The organism is Candidatus Jordarchaeum sp. (assembly GCF_052745115.1).
This window is the reverse complement of the sequence record NZ_JBRAKS010000173.1, coordinates 1-8,357: the sequence shown is the minus strand read 5'-3', so window position 1 is coordinate 8,357 and position 8,357 is coordinate 1. Positions and strand designations below refer to the sequence as shown.

General features: G+C 35.6%; 7 protein-coding genes, 1 tRNA gene and 1 other RNA gene. 3 read left to right on the top strand and 6 right to left on the bottom strand.

The genetic code is table 11. From position 1 onward, the window contains the following. Positions 1 to 198 precede the first annotated feature (198 nt). Positions 199 to 293, bottom strand: a tRNA-Val gene (locus tag ACUVXA_RS12530). Between the two features lie 296 nt (positions 294 to 589). Between ACUVXA_RS12530 and rnpB the strand changes: the two genes are divergently transcribed. After that, positions 590 to 977, top strand: an RNA gene (gene rnpB, locus ACUVXA_RS12525) — RNase P RNA component. A gap of 105 nt (positions 978 to 1,082) precedes the next feature. Here the strand turns inward: rnpB and ACUVXA_RS12520 are convergent. After that, the gene (locus tag ACUVXA_RS12520) at positions 1,083 to 1,604 is read right to left on the bottom strand and encodes a DUF367 family protein (protein ID WP_445871608.1); all 522 of its coding nucleotides are present in this window, start codon (positions 1,602 to 1,604) and stop codon (positions 1,083 to 1,085) included. Between the two features lie 215 nt (positions 1,605 to 1,819). Here ACUVXA_RS12520 and ACUVXA_RS12515 point away from each other — a divergent pair, with 215 nt between their 5' ends. Further along, the gene (locus ACUVXA_RS12515) at positions 1,820 to 2,059 is read left to right on the top strand and encodes an Lrp/AsnC family transcriptional regulator (protein ID WP_445871607.1); all 240 of its coding nucleotides are present in this window, start codon (positions 1,820 to 1,822) and stop codon (positions 2,057 to 2,059) included. A 477-nt stretch (positions 2,060 to 2,536) separates the two neighbouring features. Then, complete coding sequence (locus ACUVXA_RS12510) at positions 2,537 to 3,859, top strand: TiaS agmantine-binding domain-containing protein (RefSeq protein ID WP_445871606.1); 1,323 nt, start codon at positions 2,537 to 2,539, stop codon at positions 3,857 to 3,859. An 8-nt stretch (positions 3,860 to 3,867) separates the two neighbouring features. Here ACUVXA_RS12510 and ACUVXA_RS12505 read toward each other — a convergent pair whose 3' ends face one another. From ACUVXA_RS12505 to ACUVXA_RS12490, 4 genes are all read right to left on the bottom strand, one after another. Then, on the bottom strand, positions 3,868 to 4,803 hold the full coding sequence (locus ACUVXA_RS12505) for a deoxyhypusine synthase (RefSeq protein ID WP_445871605.1): 936 nt from the start codon (positions 4,801 to 4,803) through the stop codon (positions 3,868 to 3,870). Between the two features lie 72 nt (positions 4,804 to 4,875). Then, entirely contained in the window at positions 4,876 to 6,201 is a 1,326-nt protein-coding gene (locus ACUVXA_RS12500) for a tRNA pseudouridine(54/55) synthase Pus10 (protein ID WP_445871604.1), read from the bottom strand. Further along, entirely contained in the window at positions 6,188 to 6,811 is a 624-nt protein-coding gene (locus tag ACUVXA_RS12495; RefSeq protein ID WP_445871603.1) for a hypothetical protein, read from the bottom strand. The genes ACUVXA_RS12500 and ACUVXA_RS12495 overlap by 14 nt, the downstream gene beginning before the upstream one ends. Continuing rightward, complete coding sequence (locus ACUVXA_RS12490; protein ID WP_445871602.1) at positions 6,799 to 8,163, bottom strand: signal recognition particle protein Srp54; 1,365 nt, start codon at positions 8,161 to 8,163, stop codon at positions 6,799 to 6,801. The genes ACUVXA_RS12495 and ACUVXA_RS12490 overlap by 13 nt, the downstream gene beginning before the upstream one ends. Positions 8,164 to 8,357: the final 194 nt, after the last annotated feature.

The window sequence follows — 8,357 nt, the reverse complement described above, 5'->3', positions numbered from 1 at the left end:
AACTCGGAAAAGAAATTTAAAGAGGGGGGTGACAAATGTCTATGATTTCTACACTTGTTAATAGAGATGTAATTTGTATAAAACTTATAATTAATGAACTTTTTAAATTTTCAATGTAGTTAAAACTTACCAAACATAGATGATCTTAAAAAGCATTTAATAAAAACAGAGTTACCTATCAGAAAAAGAGTCTTTGAGTGGGCGGAGCCGGATTTGAACCGGCGACCTCCGCGTTGTAAGCTTCGCCCGAATTTTCATTCGTGCGGCATCATAACCGTCTAGACTATCCGCCCATCTTAACATGTTATCCTTTGTGAGTTATATTTGACTTTATTTAATTCTAGCTACTTATAGATTAGATTACTTTGATTTTTTATATAGCTGTGATGTGGTTTTGAACCTTTTTGAAGTATATATATTTTTTCTTTAAAACCTCTTAGAATTTAAAACTAAGGTGTTTTGATTAATTTCCGAATTTTCACAACTAATTCTAATATATCGGTTTCTTATTGGAGGGATCTAATAAGTTTTGTAACTTTTCTTTTATCAGATATTTTTATATTTTCAAATTTGTATTTTTTATGGGGTGATGAGCAGAAGGACGACTGCCGGTGTCTTCTGACGCTGAGGAAATCCATCCATCATGTGGGGCTCGAGCACTGCAAAGTGCAGGCTGAGAAGTCTGGCAATGGAGCAGAAATCCTTCTAGTTAAGGACTGTAAACGATACATCCATCTGATTGATGACTATGATGCGGCTTAAGAACGTAAAAACCAATACTATTGGAAAGCGTTCCGAAATAAACCGCTGAGGATTCAGAAGGAATTGTTGAAACGGCCATCCTCGGGGATGCAAGTCCAAATAGGCTGCCTAGGATTCCCACGGGAGGCGGCGGGTAGGACGCTAAGCGGAATGTCGTCAAAAGATTAAACGGTGACGTTGATCTTTGAACAGAAGATGGATTACTCTCTGCACATCCCCCCCTCAATAACTCTACTGCCCTTATTTCGGTCTGAAATTATTAGGATAATTAAAAAGTCACTTCTTAAATTTTTTAATCAATTTTTAATATTATTTTTTGATTATTCCTCTTGGTATTCTATGGAGGAAATATACGTGTTTTGAATCTTAATTATCTCTGTACTATTTTCTGCTTTTGAATAGTCCTCGAGAAGATTTTCATTAAGTTTGATAAAATTTAATCCCCATTTAAATAGACTGAGAATTTCTTCTGCTTTCTCCTTATGGTTAGTTATATAAAGCGCAGCTGCAAAAGCCTCTGCGCTACTTAGTTTTGTTGGTTTGCCATAATTTATTGGGTTCGCAGCTATTAAGTAGGGCAGAGCGCGTTTAATACCCTTAATTTTATTAAAGGTTTCCGCAACATTTTTCCATGAACAGTCTATAACGGTGAGCCCGCGCCTAACTATATCTTTATCGTCTTCGGGCGATAGCGCTTTTAAAGCAAAAGGATCCAGTATCAAACTACTTTTTGGAATTTCCGATAAGCGACGTAATAATCTCACCTTATCATGCCTTGCCAATTTTAAACCAGTGCATAAATTCGGAGAACACTGCTTCGCGTTATACAAATATAATTTCATGTCTCTATTCACTAGTCCACCAAAATTTTAGATTAAAAGTATTTTTCATAATAATTCGAAAACTACACTTTTTGCTTAGTGTCTACAAAGAGTTTTTAATAATCAATGTTAAATCATTAGTGATTAGCATTTTGATTTGGTCAATTTTGGATTAAAGATAAGTACTTTGAAGTAATAAATATTATTTACAAAAATAATGAATTGTGGTGGTGGTAATGCCTATAGCCTTTGTTTTGATAAATACGGAACCTGCTAACGAGGAGAAGGTTCTTAAAGAGGTCTCTAAAATTGAGGGCATAGAGGAAGCATATATTCTGTACGGAGTGTACGACATTCTAGCGAAAATTGAAACTGAATCGATGGAAAACTTGAAGCAAACAATTATCTGGCAGATTCGAAAAATAGAAGGAGTTGTTTCAACCCTTACACTTATTGTTGCCGAGGAAGGAGGTTAAACTCTAACATTCCTCCTTTTATTTCAAAAATACTTTAGCTCTCTAATACCGGACAAATTCTCATAACAGTATTTTTTTTATTCTTTATTTGATCTTCTAACCAGTAAAAAATGTTTATATCCCCTATAATTTTTAATATTTAAATAAATTTTTATTATTATCTTTATCTAATGGAAAATTCAATAGTTAATAATAATTTCTTGAGCAAGATGGAAAATGAGCCCATCAGGAGTTTGTGAAATTTGTGAAAAAGAAAAAGCTGAGGTTGAATGCCGTTTGTGTAATAGAATGATTTGTAAAAACTGCTTGGCGGAAAATATTTGTATTATGTGTAATGAAACGTTGTGTACAGTATGCAAAAATCAATTATCTGATCGAGCGTGTAACATCTGTGGTCTATTGGTATGTGAGGATTGTAGTGTAAAAATAAATGAGGAAACTATTTGTTTAAATTGTAACTCTAAGAGGCGTTTTTGAGTGACTATTCTTCATATAGGGTTTGATGATACAGATTCTCCCTCAGGTGGCTGTACTACTTATTTATGCGCTAAACTGGTAGAGTTACTTTCATTATTAAATGTAGATTTCATCGACTATCCGTTGCTAATACGCTTAAACCCTAATGTACCTTTTCGTACTAGAGGAAATGCCGCTCTGTGTTTAAGAATAAAGATTGATAATGATTTAGAGAATAAAGTTAAACAGATTGTTCTAAATGAGATAAAACGTGGAGCAGAACTAGCTTTTAAAAACACCAATCCTGGTATAGTTTTTTACAAGGGAAAAACAGTACCTGATATAATAACAAAATTTTCTAAAAAGACTATACAGGATATTGTAATGATAGATAAAGCTTTAAAAATAGCTAAGAATGTGGGTGCAGAAATATTTACGTTTAAAAATGCCAGAGGCATTATTGGTGCACTAGCTGCAATAGGTACACTCCTGGATAATGACCACACATATGAATTAATAACTTATAGAACCCCAGAAAATTGTGGTAAACCCCGTAAATTAGATATTAAGTCAGTTAGAAATATGGACTCTAATACTTCTCCAAACACCTTCTGTAATCTAGATGATGGACGTATACTAATTACGCCTCATGGTCCTGATCCAATTCTTTATGGTGTTAGAGGTAACTCTGCAGAAATTGTTTATGCAGCAAATAGTATGGTAAAGTCTCTTGAACCTATTGAACGATGGGTGATTTATAGAACCAACCAAGGTACGGATGCGCATTTACGATTTTTTCCAAGTATTTCCCAAGTTAGACCCTATTCATGCGTGATAATAAATGGGATAGTTTCTAGTAAACATAAAACAATTTCTGGAGGCCACGTAATTATACAGATCAAAGATCATACTGGAGTAATTGATTGTGCTGCTTATGAACCGACGGGTGAGTTCCGAGAAATTATAAAAAATCTAATTCCCGGCGATCTGGTCCGTGTTTATGGTGGTGTTCGTCCGGCATCGTCCTATCATCCAATAACTATTAATCTAGAAAAAATCGAAATTCTCAAACTTGCTACGCTTGAAGTAAAATTCAATCCGAAATGCCCTCAATGTGGAAAAAGTATGACGTCTGCGGGCAAAAATAAGGGATTTAAATGCAAGAAATGTGGATTAAAATTAAAAGAAGCGGAAAAAACAACTTTAAAAATATCCCGAAATATAACCGAAAAATTATATCTCCCCCCGCCCAGAGCTCATCGTCACTTAACTCGCCCATTAGAACGAATTAATAAGGCAACAAAAAAATCGGAAACCATGTTCACGCCTTGGCATTATCCATAAAGCGGGTTTTAAACATCTTTTTTTAATCTCTGCTTGGCAGCAGCCGCTAAAATCGGAAATGCTATTGTAACATCGGCTATCAAATCTATACTATTTGCATCGCTTTTTAATTTCCCCCAAGATCGTGCCTCGCTTAGAGGCGCCCCACTTAGTCCTCCAGATTCCGGTCTATCAAGAGTGATTTGAACGGCATAATCAAATCCTCGACCAGTAATTAGCATAGTCTGCAAAATATGGTTCTTTGGAAACCCTCCACCTAGAAAAATGGCGCCACTTTTTTTACTTTCATATGCTATGTTAATGATTTGATGCAAATCCTCTAGCACATCTATTTTAAGGGGGTTTAATTGGGAAAAAAGCCATGCTTGGAGTCCAAGAATAGAATCAGTTATTGCTGGACAAAATATTGGAACCCCTTCATCTGCAGCGGCTTTTACAAAGGAATTTTTATCCTTTAGTCTCTTACCAATCTCATTTAAAAGGTCACATACAGAAATACCATTTTTCCTTTTTTCAACATTTATATCCTTAAAAATTTGTTGAATTCGTTCTTCAAACTTAATAAAAGCTTTGTCGGAAACATATGCATCATAAATACGATTAATGCCCCGCTTTCTGAGTTCAGAATCATCACCCTTTACCCCCCTTTCATGGTGCTCACCAAAAGCTTCGATTATATCATGCGTTATATTTGCTCCAGTACTAACAATAACATCCACAAATCCTTCTCGAATTAAATCCGCAAATAACCCCCCTAATCCTGCAGGCACAAGGGCCCCAGCCAAACCTAGAAATACCTTGACATCGGGATCGCTCACCATCTGAACAAAAATGTCCACTGCTTTTGCTAAACGCCCTGCACAAAAAACTCCAGATGCCCCCATTTCTCTAACAAGATCCAATACACTCATCTGTTCGCCTATTTCTATGCGTTTTATCTTCACTTTATATACCTCAAATTCTTCCAATGTTTAATGGTATTAAAAAATCTATTATACTTAATTGAAACTTAAAATTCAAATCTGATTTACTTTTATTACATCCAACTCTAGACACTTTGCTTCCGTGTTTAATATGGAAGATATACTTGGTTCTGTGCGGCCTTCGTCCCCGGAAATAAATTCTTTTATGTACAGCCCTCCTTGGCATTCGATGATTAGCTCCATTTTATTTGAATTAAGTATTTTGTAATCCACTTTGAAAACTTTTTTCGTTCTAACTAGGTTCGCTCTTCGATGTGATACTCTTATCGGGGTTTGTTGACGAATAATTTCTCCCGAAAGTTTAGTTTTTAATAGTTCTAGATTTTCTGGTGGTACTTGATCTTTTAACTCTACTAAAGCACTATATGTTTTGCTAGATGTTTGAGCCAGAGCTTTAATGCGTCTAACTTCTTCCTTGTTAGAAAAATTAAGATTCATTACTCTTATCTTTCCTTCAGAGCGATCATTAATTATATTTTCTAACTCCTTTAAATCCAAATCACGTTTTTTCGGATTTTTAATTTCTAACACAAACTGGCGTCCATTTCCTAGCATTCTAGCATCTATGTCCTCTCTTCCCGCTCCATGAAATTTCGTTTCCTCTCCTTCAGTAATTTCTAATACTGGTTTAGCAATGATCTCCTCAACAGATTCTTGGTACATTTTACCTGTACCATTACACCTTTCACAGCCCTCCCCCCCACATTCTCGGCACGGCCATCTGGTTTGGGGGATGCCTCTTACAAGTTTCAAATATCTTCCTGAAATATGAAGTGGGTTAACTTCAATCGACAGTGATAAATCTTCTATATCTAACACTATCAGTATATCAGGTCTATTGAACTCAACATTTTTGCCAGTAATCATTGTTAAAACTTTACCGATTTCACGATTAATTTCTGCTTTTAATGCTTCACTGGTATTGATTTCGAAAGTCGATCTTAACATGTCCTCCTTTTCAGAAATTCTAGGCGGGATTTTTGATCCTATAAGAAAGTTGTTAAAATTATAATTTTCCAATTCTATAGCTATTTTTCTTGCTATTTCCTCCTTTTTGGAAAAAATATTTTCGCAAACCTCGCATTTGCTTTCTATATTTAGTTCGAGACCCTTTTTTCGAAGTGTTTCTAAGGCAGGTGTAAAAAATCCGTTAATAGCCACAATTTTAAGTAAATTTTCTCCCATCTCCTGATCAATCGTAAAATATTTATGCCCAATAAGTGTTAGCACCATCTTTATTGAGTACCCTCTTTCAGCGTTAGTAGCTTTTGTACCCAATAAGGCAAATTGTCTCCCGAGGCAATTATCACATAGCTTGTGCTCTTTTAGAATATTTATTACCTGATCAATTATCTCCATTATTATCATTACCCCGGAGCACATCCAATTTGTTGTTTATCATCACTATGAAACTGTCAATTGGGTAGATATCCCTAAAAAATACTTCTTCATATCCTTCCCTAACGAGTTGATAAATTCTAAAATCAGGAAATGGATATTCTATTGGTATAATACAATTTAAACTATTTCTAAATGTTATCTTCTCAATTTTCTTCCCCTTAGTATTCGGAAAAATCACATGATCTACAGTTATTTTCCTCAGTGTTTCTAATGCGCCAACATAGTTTTCAGAAATGTAAACTCCACGTCTAAACATGGCTTCCTTTATGTTTTGTTGTTTTAACCCTGTCTGTGCCTTCATCAGTAACATAGCAATAGACCTAGTATCTGGCCCAAGATATTTCAATTTATCACCAACTAATTTAATCATATGATTCCCATCTTCAACTAAAATATAAAATATCACATCTCTCCTGACTCCCTGTGAAAGAAAAAAAGCAGCTCTTATGCATGCAATAAGCTTTGAAACAGTTTGCTCAATAAACCCTAGGTCAATTTGTTTTCGAGTAATTATAGGGATATTATTTAACAGAACGCTGAAACATCTCATGCTTATTATCCTTTCCATTTCTTGATCTGGTCTGGTGTAATACCTGGGGGGAGTTGCATTCCGGGTTTTCCCCTTAATCTTCTCTTGCCCATCATCTTGGCCATTTTTTTAGCTGCAAAATACTGGTCGATCAACTCTTTAACATCTCTAGGTTGAGTGCCAGATCCCCTAGCAATTCTGATAATTCTAGGACGATCAATCATCTTGGGGTTAACTAATTCTTCCTTAGTCATTGATTGCATCATTACTTTCCAATTACCCATTTTGTCATCCGCAACATCTTTCAAATCTTTTGGAACTTTGGCGCCAAGTCCCAGTAACTCCAAAACTTTACTGATAGGACCCATCTTTTTCAACTGTTCCATAGAGTTATAAAAATCCTTTAGTGTAAAACGACCACTTAAAAGCGCCATAGCAGCATCCTTATCTGTTGTTATTTCTGCTTCCTTAACCCTGTCTAATAGACTCTGTAGATCTCCCATTCCTAGTAAACGCCCCACAAAACCTGTAGGATTAAAACTCTCAATATCCTCAATCTTTTCCCCAATACCTATAAACTTAATAGGTGCACCTGTAGCTGACACTGCCGAAAGAGCTCCTCCTCCTCGGGCTGAACCATCCAGTTTAGTAACTATTATTGATCCGATGTCTGTTGTATCTTTAAATGCTCGAGCCTGGGTAGATGCCTGCTGTCCAAGAGTTCCATCCACAACTAGTATTATTTCTTGAGGCTGAATAGCTTTTGCAATATCTTGCATTTCTTTCATTAATCCCTTCTCTTCCTTATGCCTTCCAGACGTATCAACAATGATTACCTCGCACCCTTCTTTTTGAAGGTTTTCAATACCCTTCTTAGCAACAGCAACACTATTTTTACTATTTGGATCTCCATAAAATAGTACTCCCAACTCATCTACTAGCTGTTGAAGTTGCTCATACGCACCAGCACGAAATGTGTCTGCGCAAACTACCCCGGTTTTGACGCCTCTTCTACCAAGATAACGCGCAATTTTGGCAACTGTGGTAGTTTTACCCGAACCTTGTATACCAACAAGCATGATAACATTTGCCTTTCCCGGCTTAATTTCTAGGGAATAAGCTTTTCTCCCCAGAATATTGGTCAGCTCATCATAAACTATTTTGACAATATGTTCTCTTCTGCTTATACCAGGAGGTAATGTTTCGTCAAAAGCTTTTTTCTGAATCTTTTCACTTAACTCAAAAACTAGTTCCACATTTACGTCAGCCGTTAGAAGTGCTCTTTGAAGCTCTTTAACTAATTCTTCAATAGCTGCTTTGTCCGCAACAGTTGAACGCAAAATCTTATTAATAGCGTTTCTCAAGCCTTCACCCAATTTCTCTAAAACCATTAGATTCACGTCCCTATTATTAAAGCGTGCCAACCAATATTCATATTTTTTATTAATTAATACTGTAGATACAAATATTTACACATCTAGACTTACAGCTAAATTTCGTTATAGATGTTTCGTTTAAGACCCTTTATACTCATTTATATTCAATGTTAAATAACACACCCAAGTTAAAAAATTGTCTTTATTAC